This is a genomic window from Streptomyces sp. NPDC093510, assembly GCF_040683555.1.
GTDB lineage: Bacteria > Actinomycetota > Actinomycetes > Streptomycetales > Streptomycetaceae > Streptomyces.
Genome location: NZ_JBFBEE010000012.1, coordinates 32,696 through 49,233 on the forward strand (window position 1 = coordinate 32,696; position 16,538 = coordinate 49,233).

Below are 16,538 nucleotides of genomic sequence, written 5' to 3' on the forward strand. Positions count from 1 at the left end.
GGGGTTCACCTGCGCGAACGGGTCTGCGAGGGTGATCGCCAGGAACTGTCCGAACACAGCCCGACCCCCCGTCCGATACGCGCAGGAGCCCCCGTGAAGCGTGCCGCCACCCTGTCCGCCCTGGTCTGTCTGCTGGCCGTCACCGCCGCCGCCCCCGCGTCGCCCGACGCGGGCAGGCAGCCGGACACCAGGCCCGACCGGCACCACGGAACACTCCTGGACTCCGTCCCCAAGAAGGGCGTCCTGAAGGTCTGCACGACCGGCGACTACGCCCCGTTCACGAAGCTGGACCCCGCCGACGGAACGTACAGCGGCGTCGACATCACGATGGCACGGGACCTGGCGAAGAGCCTCGACGCCAAGCCGAAGTTCGTGGCCACGTCCTGGGCGAACCTGACCAAGGACGTGGCGGCGCGGCGCTGTGACATCGGCGTCGGCGGCGTCTCGATCACCCTGCCGCGCGCCCGCCAGGTCTACTTCAGCGAACCCACGCGCGAGGACGGCAAGACACCGATCGTGCGCTGCGCGGACAAGGGCAAGTTCGGGGCGGGCGCGCTGGCGGACATAGACAGGCCGGGCACGACCGTCGTCGTCAACCCCGGCGGCACGAACGAGCAGTTCACCCGCGCGAACATCAAGCGGGCGACGGTCAAGCTGCACCCGGAGAACACGACGATCTTCCAGGAGATCATCGACGGCCGCGCGGACGTGATGATGACGGACGCGAGCGAGACGCTCTACCAGTCGAAGATCCACCCCGAACTGTGCTCTCTCCACCCCGACAAGCCCTTCACCTTCTCCGAGAAGGCGTACGCGACACCGCGCGGCGACGACGAGTTCAAGGAGTACGTCGACCAGTTCGTGCACCTCGCGACGCACGACGGGACGTACGCGAAGTATGAGGCGGAGTGGATGAAGTGATGCGGCACGGCTGGGGCGTCCAGTACGTGCTGACGCTGCCGACCGAAAGCGCGGCCGGGGAGGCGGCCGACGAGCTGGCCCGGCATGGGTGCCGGCTCGTGGCCGCGCGCGAACACCGCTCGCTCCCCTTCGAACTGTCCGACTGGTACGGCGATTCGGCGCCGGAACTGGCGGGGTGGTGGCAGGTCTTCGCCCTCGCGGTGTACGTCACTGAGGCCGGGAGCGAGAGGGGTGGGGGCCCGGAACAGGGGTTCGTGGCCCGGTTGCCGGACATGAGGCCGTACCTGAACGAGGAGGCGGCCCGGGTCGCGGAAGTCGCGCGGTCGCACGGCGGGTTCGCCGACGGCTGCTCGGAGGGGCACGAGGCGACGCTGGAGAGGGGGTTCGACCGGTCGGGCCTGCGGCACGAGGACGCGGACGCGGTACTGACTGTCGCCGAGCCACGGGATGTCACCGAGCCACGGGATGTCACCGAACCGCCGGATGTCACCGAGCCACGGCCGACGGTCGGGCCGGCACCGGGGCCTGCGCCCTTGCCGTGGTTCCTCCCTGATCCGGGTGATCCCGCTCTCGTCTGCGCGGCCGCGATCGCCGTGGCGGAGCGCATGTACGGGAGCGCGGAGAACGCCCCCGAAGCGCTGGCCTGGCTGCTCGACGAAGACTTCGCGTTCGCGGACCCGTACGAGCGCGTCGACGACTTCCTCGCCGAACTCGACGACGCGGTGGCGCACCAGGGAACGTGCACGCCCGGCACCGCGACGGCAGTCCCTTTCCTGGCGGCGCTCGCAGCCGAACCCGATGTCCCGGCGAGGGCCAGGCTGACGATCCTCGTCGATCTCCTGCGCCACTCCACCGCGGGCGTGAGGGACGACGTGGCGCTGGCCGACCGCAACGCCGCGCTGGGCCGCGCGTCCACCCAGACCGAGGCCCAGCGCACCGTCCGGCACGCGGTGGCCGACGCCGTGCCGGGTCTCCTGGGCCGGTGGGCCCACGCCACCGACGCGGAACGCCACGTACTGGCCGCGCTGGCGGCGGCACACCGGCCCAGGACGGGCGCCGAAATCATCGCCTCGGTCCGCCTCACCGACCTGGACGCCGCGGGCGCCGACCGTGCGGACGCGGTCGCGCTGATCGGAGCGTTGCTGCGGGACGACGAGGCGGATGTCGCTGCCGTGGTGCGGAGGTTGGCGGCGCGGCCCGGCCGGGTTCCGGGCACCACCGCCGGCCCGCATGCGCGCACCCGGGACGTGGGGGTCGTGATCCTCTCGAGGCTGGTGACGCGCGACGTGGGAGGGACGTCATGCATCACAGCGAGAGGCGGGGACGGGTGATCAGACGGGAACGGGAACGGGGACGGGCGATCAGACGGGGACGGCCTCGTGGACCCGGTGGAGGTGGATGAGCACGTCGTAGGCCTTTTTGACGGCGAGGGTGGGGAGTGGGTCGTTCTTGAAGGACGAGCCGGCGTCGTACACGGGACGCGGCGTGGCGAGCCAACGGCGGGCCGCGGCCGGGAGCGTGCGCAGATCCACGTAGTAGTCGCGGTGGTGAACCTGGTCGAGGGTGTACTCCTGCATGTCGGCGGTGGCGGCCGGGACAGTGACCTTGCTCCACGGGCTGCCCAGGGTGGTGGCGGTGAGGAAGGAGCCCCGGTTGAAGGTGAAGCCGACGGCGACGTAGCGGCTGCCCAGGACGTCGCGCAGGTAGACGCCCTGTGTGGTGGGGTACATCACCGGGTCGGTGGACAGGTAGCCCACGTGCCCGTTGTGCGCCGACAGCAGCATCTTGTCGCCGGTGCGGCCCTGCCACCAGGCGGTGTTGGCGGCCATGGCCCGGTCGCGGAGGTGTTCCGCCTCGGAGACGGACTGCGGGTCGGACAGGTCGAGCGAGGCGAACGCGAAGGTCTGGTGGATGTTGCGGGCGTGCTGTTCGGCCCACTCATGGGCGTCGCCACCCGCCTGCTTGTCCGCGGCGACCAGGTCGAACGCCTGCTGGGCGGTGACGGCGTTGCGGCGCCGTTCGGCAAGGGGCCTGTCCAGATACGCGAAGATGTCGTCGAGCGGCGGCAGTTGGGCGTACAGCGCTTCGAGGCGGGCGAGGTCCTGGGGACGGTGCACGCGGACGTGCGACAGGACCCGCTCGAAGATCGCGCTGCCGAGTTTGGGCGCCCCGACGTCGTTGCCCATGAAGTGGACGCGGCGGCCGGGGTGGCGGTCGTTGTGCCTGCGCATCCAGGCGAGGAGGCTGACGAACTCCTCGCGGGCCCAGGGGGACCCGGCCAGCGCCTCCTTGGCGACCCGCCGGGCGGAGCCGGGACCGCCCTGCACGTACTCGTCGATGCGCAGGCCGGCCGTCCAGCTCATCTCCAGGGCGAAGGTGGTGAAGCCCTTCTCCTCGACGAGGTACCGGAAGACTCGTTCCTTCATGGCGAAGAACTCGTGCGAACCGTGGGTGGCTTCTCCCAGGCCGACGACGACCGCGTCATCGATCATCGAGCCCAGCGCGCGCAGGTCGGTGACGCGCCCGCCTGGCTCCGTCGACCTCAAGGGGTGCGCGGCGCGCTCCAGTCCGCGGACTGCCGCGGCACGGCCGTTCTCCGCCGCCGGGCCTGCGGGTACGGAACCTTCCGGCCCGGCGGTGGGTGCCGCGTGGGCCGCCGGAGCCAGTAGGGCGGTGGCGGCGAGCCCGGTCGTCGCGGCCAGCAACGTCCGTCGGCCCATCGCCTGCCTGTGCACGGTCATCCTGATCTCTCCTCGCTTCGGTGGTCCGCCGGGGCGGTGAAGTGATCATGGCTCGGGCGGCGTGCGGGGCGCGCTGGTGCTGACCGCCGACGTGCCAGGGGGGAAACCCCCGGGCGGCCCGGCCACATCGCCACCACTCGGCAGCTCGACCGCTTCCTCACCCGTCGTGCGCCGAGGTGTCCATGCGGCGGTGAGCAGGGACGTCGTGGCCGCCCGGGTGTAGAGGGAAGCCGCCAGCCACGCCTCGGCGTACGCGTCGGGGTCGGCGGGGCGCAGGCGGCCGAGGGTGTCGTGGCTGCGGTCGGCGGCCGTGTCCGTGAGGCGGCGGGCGCAGTCGGCCCCCGTGGTGAGTCCTGCTGCTCTCAGGCGGCGTGGGAGTTCACCGTCGGTGTCCGTGGCGGCCACGGGGCGGCCGCCCGCCACCGCCCGGTCCACGGCGCGGCGGAGCAGGCCGAGTTCCGTGGGCAGGGCCGGGGGGTCGATGGCGGGCGGCATCGACGGCCCTGTGTGCGGCGGCAGTTGGGTGCGGTCGAGGCGGCGCAGGCCGAGGTCTGCGCGCAGCGTCGTCCGGCCGTCGTGGCCGGTCCACGCGGCGGCCAGCGCGAGGACGCCGCCGGGGCGGTCGGGGGCGACGCGGGCGACGACGCGCAGGGGCAGGCCGGTGCGGGTGGCGAGGAGGCGCAGATTCTCCGCGTACGGGAGCTCCGTTCGCTCGTCCGGCGCGAGCAGCCGCAGCGTGGGTCCGTCGCTGACCGCGAGTCCGCTCGTGGTGACCGTCCCCCGGAGGAAGACGAGGTCGCCCCCGGCGGATACCCGCTCGTCGGCGGGTGTTCCCAACCAGGCCAGCGCGGCGGCCAGTTGGTCGTACGGAGCCCGCTGCCACAGGGCGTCGAGAGGCTCCTCCGACCAGGCGGCTCCCGACGCCCGTACCGAACGCACGGTGCGTCCCGCGCTGATCCGGCCGTCCGGCGACACGGTCGGTGCGGTCAGGGTCACCCCGCCGCCGTCGCCCAGCTCGCGCAGGGACAGTGCGCAGCCGCCGGGGACGGAGGACTCCGTCGCCCGCCGGACGCGGTCCGGGCCGCCGGGCGCGACATCGGACACGGTGCGCAGGTGTCCGTCCGGGGCGAGGGCATAGGTGACCGCCCCCGCGTAGCCGGACGCGGTGACCACCGGCTCGGTGAACAGGCCGTGCAGGCGCAACGGCCGCTCCGGCCGGTAGGCGCGGCGTACCGTGCCTACGAGGGAGGGGTCGGGGTCGCATTCGGGGTTGGGGGCCGCCGGGACCGCCGGGCCCGGCGGCCGCAATCGCTTTGCTACGTAGAGCAGTTCGGTCAGCTCTCCCGACAGGTCGGCGAGCCGGAACTGCGGATCGCCTGAGGTGGCCTCACCGAGCCGCCGGGCCACGCGGACCGCCGCGGCGGAGGCGCGGTGCAGACCCGCCAGCCGCGCGGAATGAGCCGCGTGCAACAGCCGCGCCCGCTGCACGGCACCGGCTGCCCCGACCCCGGCGACGAGCACATCCACCGCGGCTGCCCAGAGGGCTTGGACGGCGGTGCCGGCGGCGGTGCCGGCGGCGGTGCCGGTTGCGGTGACGGTGCCAGTGGCGGTGACGGTGGCGGTCGCGGTGCCGGTGGCGGCCGCGGTGACGGTGCCAGTAATGCTGGCGGGCTCGGACTCGTCACCTGGTGGGAGCTCGGGGCCGGTACCCGGTGGGAGCTCGGGGCCGTTACGTGGCGAGGGTTCGGGGCCGATACGCGGCGGGAGTTCGGGACCGTCACGTTGCGGGAGTTCGGGCGCGTCCGCGGTCGGTGCCTCCTCCGCGAGCGGCGCCCGCAGCAGCACCGCCGCCCTGTGCAGGCACGCCGGCGCGAGCAGACACGTGCACGTCGCGTCGTCCGCCGTGGCGACGATGCCGCGCGGAGCGGTGAGCGTCACCGCTGTGTCGTCGTCGACGCGGACGACGGCACGGATCACGACCCCGTCACCGTTCTCCATGGCGTCGACCGGCCAGGCCGCGGCCTTGGCCGTCGCCCCGTCGACGCGTTTGCGCAGCCGCGCGGGCAGCGGATCGAGCGCGGTGGCGACCACCGCGGCGGCCACCGGGGGCAGCGCGGGCGGCCGGGGCGGCAAAGGCGGCACGGGCGGCCGGGGCGGCAGGGGTGGCACAAGCGGCTGGGGTGGCACGGACGGCTGCGTCATTGGGGCGTCCCTCTCATGCGTTCGCCGACCCAGCGGGCCAGCTCCAGCGGGCTGAGCGCCGCGACGGGCATGCCCGCGGCCACCAACTGCCCGGCCACGCCCGCCGAGTAGCGCGGCCGACCGGCGTCGTCGAGCGAGGCGCAGCCCAGTACGTGGCAGCCCGCGTCGACGAGTGCCCGCACCTCGGAGAGGAGCGGGCCGACGGGTCCGCCCTCCTCGAAGTCGCTGATCAGCACCACGAGGGTGCGCGACGGCACGGTCACGAGGGTGCGGGCGTGCCGCAGCCCGCGCGCGATGCTGGTGCCGCCGCCGACCCGTACCTCCAGGAGCAGCCCCAGCGGGTCGTCCACCTGGTCGGTGAGGTCCAGCACCTCCGTGGAGAAGGCCACGAAGTGCGTGCTGAGTGCGGGCACCCCGGCGAGCACGGACGCGGTGAGCGCCGACCAGATCGTCGACGCCTCCATCGAACCGGACACGTCCACGACCAGCACCAACCGCCAGTCCACAGCTTTGCGCGACCGCGTGCGGAACACGGGCCGCTCGGGCAGCACCGTCACCGTTCCCGTGACCGGGTCGCGGCGCGCGGTGGCGAGGTTGGCCCGCAGCGTACGTGCGAGGTCCAGTGGGCCGCCGGGCCGGCGCGTGGGCCGGGGGTGGGCGAAGCCGGTGACCGCCGGACGCAGCCGGTCGGCCAGTGCCTCGGTCAGCTCCTTGACCAGGCGGGCCACCAGCGGCCGGAGACGGGCCAGTTGACTCTCGGGCATGCCGCCCGCGTACGACAGGACCGTGCGCAGCAGCTCTACCGAAGGGCGTGCCGTGGCAGGGTCGAGTTCCATCGCGGCGTCGATGCGGCCGCTGTCGGCCGCCGCGGCGAGGACCTCTTCCCGTACGTCCGGTCCGAACAGCGCGGCCAGCTCCTCCGACCAGCTGCGCACATCGGGGTACGAGGCGTCGGTGCCGCCTCCTGACCCGCTCCCGGGCCCGTCCTGCCCGCGCGAGCCTTCCCCGCGCCCGCTGCCGTACAGCTCGTCGAGCGCGGCGGCGACCCGTCCCGCGTGTCCGCCGACGCCCCGGGTCCGACCCAGGAGAAGCCGCCACCGTTCATGAGCGGCGAGGCGATAACTACAGGGGCTACAGGGGCTACAGGGGCTACAGGGGCTACAGGGACTACAAGCGGCCGCCGAGACGGAACCCGCCCCGGCGAACGCCGCGCCCGGCCCCACCACAGTCGGCCCCACCGCCGATCCCGCCGCCGGCCCCGCCTCCGTCGGCACCACCGGCATCAGCCCCACCGCCGTCAGCGCCTCCCGCCCCGCCAAGTCCGCCTCCGCGAGCCTCGCGAGAGCCGCCGGGTCGGTGACCGCCGTCGGCAAGGTGTCCGCCGAGAGGCCCGTGCGGTCCTCCACCGCCGTGAGCATCCGGGCGCGCGCCGCGGGGGACAGGGTGTCGAAGCCCGCCCGGAGTGCCGGCAGCCGGTCGAGGAAGGCGCGGTCGGGGAGTGACTCGACGCGTTCGAGGAGGGGGCCCATCGCGCGGGCCGTTTCCAGGAGCGGGCCTGCCGCGACCAGCGTTCCCCGTAGGAACGCGCCGAGCTCCGCCCGCAGTTCGGGCGTCACCGCGCCGTCCACGCGGGAGGCGATCCGTACGCCGAACTCCCCGGCGTCGCACTGTCCGAGCAGCACCCGAGCCGCGCCCGCCGCACCCCGGACGAGAGGCGTGCCCTCCGCGTCGAGGCGGGCCAGCGCGTCCGCGAGCCGCAGTCCGCCGCCCCTCTCGGCGGCGCGGAGGGCGAGGTCCGTCAGGGCGCGGGCGTCGGCCGCGTCGGTGGACCCGGCGAGCCCGTCGAGGGCCCGCACCCCCGCCGCGTCGAGCTGCTCACGTGCGGCGGCGACCTCGGCGGCACGCCACCGCGCGGGCAGCCCGGGCAACTGGCCCGCCTCGATTCGGCTCAACAGGTCGAGCCCGTCGAGGAGTTCGGGCAACGTACCGGACGCGGGCAGCAGCTCGGCGACCTGCCCGAGCCGTTCGGCCGCCGGTTCCGGCAGCGCACAGCGCGCGGCGTCCGTCAGCCCGGCCAGTACCTGGGCAGCCGTCGGCCCACCGTGCCGGACGTCGGCCGCGTGCCGCCGGCGCAGTACGCCGGCCGTCGCCTGCTCCAGCGTCACGCCGTGCACGCCCACGACCTCCAGCATCGCCGCGGACGACGGCGTCCACTCCACCGCCCAGCGCGTGGTCAGCGCGGCGGTTCCGCCGACCCGCGCGACCTCGCCCTCCTCCCCGTACGGAACACGGCAGACCGCGAGTCGGCGCAGCAGGACTTCGCGCCGCAGGTCGAGGTCCGAGCGGTGCGGATCCAGGCGCAGTTCGCGCCGCGCGGGCGCGCCGGGCGTCGGCAGCGACACCTCACCGAGCGCCGCCTCGACGGCGGGCCCCAGGCCCGACCGGGGCGTCCCCGGGGCGAGCCGCCCCCGCCGGTCCCCGACGAGCACCTGCTCCAGGGCCGTGGCGACGACCCGCCCGCGGCCGAGAAGCTGTCCCTGGGTCAGCACCGTCCCCACGGCCTCGACCAGCTCGCCCCGGCCCGCCGCGGGCAGCCCGCGCAGCGACGCCAGGTCCCGCGCGACGCGGACCACTTCGCGCGCGTCCGCGGGGCCGCTGGGGTGGCCCGCAGCGCGGACCGCCGCGCAGATCCGTACGGCGGTGACGGTCAGCAGCTCGTCGAGCCGGTCCGCCTCCCCGCCGGCCAGGAACACGCCGCGCTGCCACTCCGGATCGCGGATTCCGGCCGGATAGCCGGAGCGCTCGTCCAGCAGCGGGTAGGAGTACGGCACGAGCGAGGTGGTCACGGCCGTTCCCTCCGGGGCCGCGCCGGACACGTACTCCCTGGCCGCCGCGTCTTCCGGTTCGTCCGCCCCAACAGGCCGCACGCCGTCTCCCGCGACCAGCGCCGGCGCGTGGAACGCGCCGATCACCGCCGCCGTCCGCCGCCCTGCGTGCTCCGCGATGCGGCGCCGCATGTGTGCCTCACGCGCCAGGTCGTACGCGGCGACCTCACCGGCGTCCGTTCGCAGGGCCCAGCCGGCCAGGAGCGCGGCCCGGCGCAGCGCCTCCGCCGTGCCGCCCGGCGCTGCCGACTCCACGAGGCGGTCCCAGAGGTCGTCCCCGGGACGCAGTCCGGCGCGTGAGCGGAGCGCCGGGACCAGGCGTCCGGACTCCAGGGACGGATTCGCTTCCCGGCCGTCGGCCGCCCCGTCCGCGGCGTCGTCCCGTACGGGCTCGCCCACCTGATCCCGTGCCGCCAGCGGCAGGTCGAACGGCACGACCGGAACGTCCGCCTCCCGGGCCCAGCGGATCGCCGCCAGCTCCGGTGAGAACTCCGCGAACGGCAGGAAGACGAGGCCGCCCTCCCCGGCACTTCCTGCCAGCGCCACGGGCGGCACGGTCGCCGAGTCCCCGAGATGCTCCAGCCACGGCGCGAACTCCTCGGGCAGCTCCACGAGCAGCACCTCGGGAGCGGCCGCCGTCAGCAGCGCGGGCATCGCGGCGGCAAGGGCGGGGGAGTGGTGCCGCACCCCGCTCAGATACGGGTCACGGCACCCGGCCAGCTCGGCCAGGGCCTCCTCCGGCTCCGGCGCGGCCCTCTCACGCGAGGTCATCACGCAGCTCCCACAACGTCCGCCACAACCCCGCCCCGCTCTCCGCACGCCGCCGCACAGGACCGTCCCAGTAGCCGAGCAGTCGTGCGTGGTCGGCCGGGTCGTCCTTGCGCACGGTGCCGAGGAGGTGGCCCGGCAGCGTACGGACGACGTCCCTGCCGTCACTGAGATACGCCGCGCCGATCGCCATGGACGTGGCGACCTGCACCGCCTCCGCCGTCGACATGACCGTCGAGGGCCGCTCGACCTCCCAGCCCTCCGCGCTGCGCCCCGAACGCAGGTCGCGGAAGGCGGTGACCAGCGCCTCCAGGACCGTGTCGTCCACCGAGAAGGCGGCTCCGGAGCGGGTCAGCGCCGCCGTCGCCTGCCGGCGCACCAGGTCGGTCTCCGCCGCCAGGTCGTCGATCGGGCCGACCGTCTCGAAGTTGAAGCGCCGCTTGAGGGCGGCTGACATCTCGGAGACGCCGCGGTCCCGGAGGTTGGCCGTGGCGATGAGGGTGAAACCGGGCACCGCGTGCACCGTCCCGTCGTCACCGTCCTGCCCCGCCAACTCCGGGACGGAGATACGGCGTTCGGAGAGCAGGGAGACCAGGGAGTCCTGCACCTCCGGCAGGCAGCGGGTGACCTCCTCGACCCTGGCGACCGCGCCCCGGGCCATCGCGGTGAGCACCGGCGAGGGGACGAGGGCCTCGCGGCTCGGGCCCTTGGCCAGGAGCATCGCGTAGTTCCAGCCGTACCGCAGCTGGTCCTCCGTGGTGCCCGCTGTGCCCTGCACGGTGAGCGCGCTGGTGCCGCACACGGCGGCGGCGAGCAGCTCGGACAGCATCGACTTGGCGGTGCCGGGCTCGCCGACGAGCAGCAGCCCGCGCTCGCCCGCCAGCGTCACCACGCAGCGCTCCACGAGCTGTCTGTCGCCCACGAACTTCCGCGTCACGGCGAGCCGCCGCCCCGCCCCGTCGCGCAGCTCCTCACCGTCCGAACCGCAGACGAAGAGCACCACCGCGCGCGGAGTCAGCCGCCAGCCGGGCGGGCGCGGCCCGTCGTCGTACGCCGTGAGGAAGGCCAGCTCCTGCGCGTAGCGGTCCTCGGGCAGCTCCATCTGCCGTCCGCCCGTCACCGGCTGTTCCGGCTGTTCCGTCTGTCTCGTCGTTCGGTGGCTCATCGCCTGCCTCCCCTGCGGCCGCCCCGCTCCTCGAACTCCTCGTAAGCGGGCCCTTCGCCGTCGACGACCCGCTGCCACGCACGGGCGTACAGCTCGGGCACCGGGCACCCGGGGACTTCGAAGCGGGAGCTCGACTCCGGGAGCAGCGGGACCTTCCAGCTCTCCACGGGCAGGAGCGGCGCCCTGCGGTCGAGCCAGCCGCCGGGCAGGAAGAGGGTGCGGCCCGCCCGGGACCGCTTGGCCTCCACCACGAGCTCCGTGGCGGCCAGTTCGGCGCTGGCCTTCTTGAGCCGGGCCGGTTTCCAGCCCGTCCACGCCGCCTGGCGACGGTCCGTCGGGTCGGGCAGCGCGAGCAGCATCAGGTAGATGACGGCCGCGTCCTCGGAGAGCCCGAACCGCGCCATCACCTCGGGGACCGCCTCGGGGGCACCGATCAGCGGGTTCTGCGCGGCTCCCGCGGGGCCGTCGGCGGTGAGCAGCGCGGTGAACTCCTCGCTGAGCAGCGTCCGCAGGGCCCGCAGCGCGTCGCTGTTCCCCGCGAGGCCGGAGAGGAGCGTGAGCGCCGGGTGGTCGGGGCCGCCCTCGTCGTTCACACCGGGCAGCAACGCGGAGGGCCGCACCCACACGGCGTCCCATTCGGAACGGTGCCGCATCGGCGCGAGGACGAGCGCGGGGCCCGCCTCCACCAGACCGCGGTCGTCCTCCCCGCCGCGCGGCGGCAGACCGAACGCCTCCCGGACGGCGGCACCCGTGACCTCGCCGTCTGTACCCCAGCTCACCCGCAGATCGAGCAGCAGGCCAGGGTCGGCGAGCCGGTCGCGCAGCACGCGCAGCGTCTCGGGCAGCACCGCGCGCAGCGGATCGCCGTACGGCAGGCGGTAGGCCAGCCAGCGCAGCATGTCCACGTACGGGACGAGCGCGGGGCCGGTGAGCAGGGCCCCGGGGTCCGCAGGCCGCAGTCCGTCGTCGAGCTTCTGCTCGGTCCGCCCGGTGAGTTCGCGCCGGGCCCCGGGGTTCAGGACGTGGTCGAGGATGGGGCCCGGGCCGATCTCCGCGACGACCTGGGCGACCAGCTCGGGCGGTGCGACGCGGTGTCTGCCGCGCGCCGCCAGCCACAGCTCGGCGGCATCGTCCGGCGTGAAGCCGCTCGTCCACAGCCCTTCGACGTCCTCCGGGTCGACGGGCACCAGCGCGGCCGTGAACGCCTGTCGCAGGGCGAGCGGCAGATCCTGCAGCGCGCCCCGCGCGGCCTTGGCCTCGGCGCTCTTGGCACCCAGCGGCTTCAGGAACTCGGCGGGGAGCAGTCCCTCCCTGCCGTACCCCTGCAACCCCGGCAGGCCGAGCAGGAGCAGCGCCCCGGCCACCGGTGCGACCCCGATGCGCTCGGCGAGCTCCGCCGCCCGCTCCGGACGGTAGGGCAGCGGCCCCCGCTCCCGAAGGAGCGTGAGGAGCCGCCGCAGCGAGGGCGCCCGGCGCGGGTCTTCCGGGCTGCCGTGCACCTCGGAGGAGGTGAGGGCGAAGCCGTCCCATCCGCCGAAGGCGCCGGCCGGGTCGTACTCGATGCCGTTCCAGAACGCGTCGTCCCCCTCCACCCGCTGACACGACACGATGAGCATGCGTCGCGCCCCGGAGACGAGGACTTCGCCCACGCGCTCGGGCCGGGCCTTGTGCGAGGTCCTGAGCTGCACCACGCGCAGCCGCCCGCGCGGGTCGACGAGCACGGCGTCGTCGTCGGCCCGCACCTCGAGGACGGCGTCCAGGCATTCGAGGAGCGCCGCACGGTGCCCGTCCTCCGTGGTGGGCGACGCGGCCCGCAGGGCGATCGCGGCCATGCCGGATCCCGCGAGCGTCAGCCAGGCCACCCCGGTGCCGCTGAGGCTGCTCCGGCCCGCCGCGGTGCCCGGCCGCAACGCCCTTGCCAGCGCGACGAGTTGCTCGATCGCGGTGGTGCTCTGGTCGGCCCGGACGCCGTAGTGGTACGAGCCGTAGAAGTGCTGCGATCCGGTGAAGCCCTGCATGGCTTCACGCAGCGCGAAGTCGTACGCGTGCCGGACCGTGGGCGTGGCGTCCTGCCGGGCGTCCGTCCGCCGCCGCGCCCGCTCGGCGAGCGTGGCGATCCGCTTGGCGCAGCGCGCGGTCTCCTCGACGAGCCCCGCCACGCCCCGGGCGAGCGCCTCGTCGGTGACGGCGGGCAGCAGCCGGGCCACGGCAGCGCCGGGGCTCTCGCCGCCGACGACGGCGGCCAGGAGCGCCGCCGCGTCCGTGTCGGTCACCGCGCGCAGCGCCGCGGAACCCCGCTCGTCGCGCGGCCGCAGCGCGTGCCAGTACCAGAGAGGCGGCACGAAACGGGTGCCCGCCGCGTGGGCGCTGCCCCGGTCGCCGATCTGCACACGGGCCACGGCCACGCCGTCCGCGTCCCGCAGCTCGACCACCGACTGGTTCCAGCCCAGCTGTACGGGGTGGAGCACGGCCTCGGCCGGCAGCCGCAGGGGCGCCACGGGCAGACCGCCGGCCGTCGCGGGCCCACGGGTGCCGTCGACCGAACAGGCCGTGCGCATACCTGACTTCTCGTCGTACGTCACCCACCAGCCGAGCAGCCCGTCCTTGCTGCCGAACGGCGAACCCTCCAGGCCCGCCTGGACGGGCAGCAGCCTGCAGTGCTTTTCCTCCAGACGCACTCCCGCCCCGGCCCCGGCGAGCGCCGAGTCGAAGAACGCGGGCACCGAGGCCCGGCCCCGCCGCGCGGACGCGGGGTCGTACTCATGCCAACGCCCCTCGTGCAGCACCCAGGAGGACACGCCGTCCGAGGCGATCTCGCGGCGCCGCTCGGGGAACGCGGTGTCCCCGGCGCGCACCGGCCGCGCTCCGTACCAGCGGCTGCCGTCGGCGAGCGCCATCGACACCGTGCCCGAGTCGTACCAGCCGTCCTGGAGGCCCGTCGGCCTGAACACGTCGGCGGGGCCGCCGGACCAGACGGCCCGCCGGTCGTTGCCGTACCCCGACGCGATCAGCCACTGCCCGTCGACGAACCGCACCGTCGGCTCGCCGTGCCCCGGACTCCGGCCGGGCAGGCTCAGCGTGCGCCGGTCCAGGACGCCTTCGGGCCCGGCGAGCGCGACATGCGTGCCGACACGCACGATGAGCGCGGGCCAGGCGTCGGCGGACTTGTACCACCGGTTGTCGACGTGCGGCCACTGCGGCTGCCCCGCGGTCACTTTGTCGACGTCGCCGAGCGCGGCGAGCGCCTCTTCGAGCGCGGGCCAGCCCAGCTCGTCGAGGATGCCCGCGCGCAGCGTCCGGGCGAGGGCCGGCGCCGGGTCGAAGGAGACGATCCGCTCGACGGCGTCGGGCGCGGTGGCCAGGACGGCGGGCCTGGCGAACCGCGTGACGTTCCTCAACAGCGTGTCCAGGCCCGGCAGTCCGATGGGCCGCCCGAGGTCCGCGGCACGGTGCTGGAGCCAGTCCGCGAGCACCGTGCGCAGCGCCGGATACTCGGCGACCCGCTCCAGCCGCGCCGAGGGAACGGCGCCGGGCCCGTCCGCGGTCGACAGGTTCTCCACCGCCCCGCGCAGCAGCGGGGCGAACCGCGCGTCCGAGGTCAGCGCCACCAGGTCCCTGCGGCCCTCGCTGTCATCCTGAAGCCAGTGCCGCAGCTCCAGGCCGTCCGCTTCCTGCGGCGGGTCGGCGACCGGCACCCCGGCCGCGAGCGCCGCGTCGAGAAGGTCCAGGTCCGTCTCGCACCGGTGGCCGCGGTCGACGACGAGCCGCGCGGGCGTACCGTCCGCGATCAGGCGGGGCGCGAGCCGCTCCACCAAAGCCAGCTCGGCGGCGAGCCGCTTCGACTCCCGCCAGCCGCGCCTACGGTGCCGCGCCCACGCGCCCAGCCACTCGGCGGCGCTCACCGTGCCGTCCATGAGCAGCCCGATCGCCCCGCACCGGTCCAGGAGCGCCAGCCACGCCTCGTCGAAGGCGTCCGTGGAGTCACCTCCGGCGGTCGGCATGAGCTGCAACAGCCGCTGCCGCACGGCGGGTTCGGCCTCCGCGAGCTCGGCGAGCGCGGGCAGCGCGGACTTCCAGAAGCTGCCGGCCGCGCGCGTCATCGCTCCCGAGTGGATGATCTCCGCGAGCAGAGAGCACTCCTCGGCGCGGGCCGCGAGCCCCGCACCCTTCGCGAGGCGCCGCAGATCCTCCAGCATCCCGGCGTACGGCGCGATGCCCGCCGCGCACCGCTGTAGGGACAACATCCTGAACTGCTCGTACGCCTCCTGGCCCGTCAGCCGCGCCGCGAGACCCTTCGCGTGCTCGCGCAGCACCTTGCCGCTGAGTGCGCCCGCGCCCGCGAACTCCACGAACGCCCCCCGCAGCCGCTCCTCGTCGATCTCCAGCGCGTGCCGCTGCTCGGCCGCCCGCGCCTTGCCGAAGAACACCGAGGCGTGCTGGCGCGACTCGGCCGCGAGGAAGAGCCGCGCGACCTGTTCGTAGTACGTCGGCAGGAAGTGCGGCACGGAACGGTCCAGGCGGCCCCCGATCTCGTCGAAGCCCTCCTTGGCCAGGCCGGGCTTGCTGGTGACCAGCCGGGCGAGCCGCTCCACCTCCTTGACCACGGCGAGCGCGTGCCGTCCGTTGGCCGGGTCGTTGACCAGCGCCCAGGCGGGGAAGCCGAGCGACTGGCGCTGCACCCGCCCGACCGTGGTGGCCGTGGCCGAACCGAATCCCAGGTACTCCAGGGCGAGATCCTCGGCGGGGCCGAGCGCCTCGGGCACCAGCCGCACCACCGTGCGCCCCTCGATCACCGGATGTCCGTACGCACGCGCGGTCAGCGCGTCCCCGGCGGAGCCGGCCGGCGGCAGCACCGCGCCCGCCTCCAGCAACTTCTCTTCCCTCGTCGCGCTCACAGCTTCCCCGCCCCGTCCTCTTCGGACTCGTCGTCCTCGTTCCCCACCACGCGCCCCGCGTGTACGAGGGCGGCCATCCGGACGCCCTCCGACCAGGCCACGGGCCCCACTTCACCGAGCGGCACCCGCCGCCCGCCGGCGGCCCGCCACTCCAGCCCGCCCGTGTACGCCTCGCTCTCGGGATAGTCGTCACCGAGCCAGTACGCCGCCTCCAGCGTCCGGCCGTCCTCAGTGAGCCCGCACACCGCGTAACCCCCGCGCACGCGATACCCGTACGCCCCCGCCCTCGCGGTCGCGTGCCGGAGCTCCTCGAACTTGGCGTCGGCGTACGCCCCCCACTCCAGCGCCGCCCCGTCGACCGCGTCCGGGCGCGGCCAGACCTCCCGGAACAGCTGGTCGAGGCCCTGCTCGACGCCCAGCTCCGCGGCGAACTCCCGCAAGTCCGCCAGGTCGTCAAGGAGCACCGGGTGCGGTATCAGCACCTGCTCCGCGTCGAGCCGCACCGAGTCGCCGTCCAGGTCGACGACGCCGAGGCCCCGCTCGCTGTCGGCGTCCCGCAGGAATCCGGCGCGCACCACGTCGGCGCTGCCATCGGCCCCCACCGGCGCCACGACCAGGTCACGCAGCGCCCCTTGCCAGGCGGCGTCGCGCCACACCTCCGTGAGCAGCCGCGCGGGGACGGGCAGGGAGCGCACGAGCCAGGTGTCCACCTGGGCCCGGCACTCGCGCTCGTGCCGCTCCAGCCACTCGGCGAGCTGGCGCAGCCGCACCACCTCGGCGTCGTCGCGCAGCTTCGCGGGGACCTGCTTCAGCGTGCGGCCCGCGGCATTCCTGCACAGCACCCGCGTGCCGTCCAGGGTGACCGCGTACCCGCCCGCCGTATCGACCCAGCCCATGACAGGACCCCTCCCAGACCTCCTGCTTTCCATGTCGATCACAGTAGGTGACGGGTCTGACAATC

At 74.7% G+C, this 16,538-nt stretch carries 8 protein-coding genes; 2 read left to right on the forward strand and 6 right to left on the reverse strand.

Going from position 1 to position 16,538, the window contains the following annotated elements:
- Positions 1-93: 93 nt before the first annotated feature.
- Positions 94-921 (forward strand): transporter substrate-binding domain-containing protein, encoded by an 828-nt coding sequence (locus tag AB0N81_RS20295; RefSeq protein ID WP_365360136.1) that lies wholly within the window; start codon positions 94-96, stop codon positions 919-921.
- Positions 909-2,252: a hypothetical protein gene (locus AB0N81_RS20300; protein ID WP_365360138.1), complete on the forward strand. Its 1,344-nt coding sequence runs from the start codon at positions 909-911 to the stop codon at positions 2,250-2,252. The genes AB0N81_RS20295 and AB0N81_RS20300 overlap by 13 nt, the downstream gene beginning before the upstream one ends.
- Before the next feature lie 30 nt (positions 2,253-2,282).
- On the opposite strand, the gene AB0N81_RS20305 is transcribed toward AB0N81_RS20300, so the two are convergent.
- Genes AB0N81_RS20305 through AB0N81_RS20330 form a run of 6 tightly spaced genes read right to left on the reverse strand, consistent with a single transcriptional unit; the run spans position 2,283 to position 16,473 of the window.
- A complete protein-coding gene (locus AB0N81_RS20305) occupies positions 2,283-3,662 on the reverse strand; it encodes an erythromycin esterase family protein (protein ID WP_365360140.1) in 1,380 nt (459 codons plus the stop codon).
- A 45-nt stretch (positions 3,663-3,707) separates the two neighbouring features.
- A complete protein-coding gene (locus AB0N81_RS20310; RefSeq protein WP_365360142.1) occupies positions 3,708-5,864 on the reverse strand; it encodes a hypothetical protein in 2,157 nt (718 codons plus the stop codon).
- Positions 5,861-9,520 (reverse strand): DUF5682 family protein, encoded by a 3,660-nt coding sequence (locus tag AB0N81_RS20315; protein ID WP_365360144.1) that lies wholly within the window; start codon positions 9,518-9,520, stop codon positions 5,861-5,863. Before AB0N81_RS20315 ends, AB0N81_RS20310 begins: the two co-directional genes overlap by 4 nt.
- Positions 9,507-10,682: an AAA family ATPase gene (locus AB0N81_RS20320; RefSeq protein WP_365360146.1), complete on the reverse strand. Its 1,176-nt coding sequence runs from the start codon at positions 10,680-10,682 to the stop codon at positions 9,507-9,509. The genes AB0N81_RS20315 and AB0N81_RS20320 overlap by 14 nt, the downstream gene beginning before the upstream one ends.
- On the reverse strand, positions 10,679-15,577 hold the full coding sequence (locus AB0N81_RS20325) for a hypothetical protein (protein WP_365360148.1): 4,899 nt from the start codon (positions 15,575-15,577) through the stop codon (positions 10,679-10,681). The genes AB0N81_RS20320 and AB0N81_RS20325 overlap by 4 nt, the downstream gene beginning before the upstream one ends.
- The gene (locus tag AB0N81_RS20330; protein WP_365360150.1) at positions 15,574-16,473 is read right to left on the reverse strand and encodes a DUF4132 domain-containing protein; all 900 of its coding nucleotides are present in this window, start codon (positions 16,471-16,473) and stop codon (positions 15,574-15,576) included. Before AB0N81_RS20330 ends, AB0N81_RS20325 begins: the two co-directional genes overlap by 4 nt.
- Positions 16,474-16,538: the final 65 nt, after the last annotated feature.